Annotated in this window: 1 protein-coding gene; it reads right to left on the bottom strand. The window is 48.8% G+C overall.

Annotated features, from left to right (window positions below):
- Nucleotides 1–217, bottom strand: a 217-nt coding sequence (locus tag MRS74_RS23825; RefSeq protein ID WP_254582758.1) for a hypothetical protein, incomplete at both ends; no start/stop codon positions are given.

The raw sequence follows: 217 nt of genomic DNA, 5'->3' as shown, positions 1-217 counted from the left end.
GCTGGAATTTTGAACACATCGCCTTCTTTGAGCGCCGACACTTTTGAAACCGGCATCTCCAAGACATCCAAAACAGCGGACAAATTCGCCTCCGCCTCCTCAAGGGAGGCTTCCAACTGTTCTGCGAAATCAAAGAGTGGCGGCGCCGTCTCAGGATCATTTTCCAGTTTTCGGTCCTGAACAAAGGCAATTTTCAAACTGCCTTTTTTCGATCCAA

The organism is Marinobacterium sedimentorum (assembly GCF_024267675.1).
In the GTDB taxonomy this organism is placed as follows: domain Bacteria; phylum Pseudomonadota; class Gammaproteobacteria; order Pseudomonadales; family Balneatricaceae; genus Marinobacterium_A; species Marinobacterium_A sedimentorum.
The sequence above is the reverse complement of the archived record's forward strand: the minus strand, read 5'-3'. Positions and strand labels throughout refer to the sequence as shown.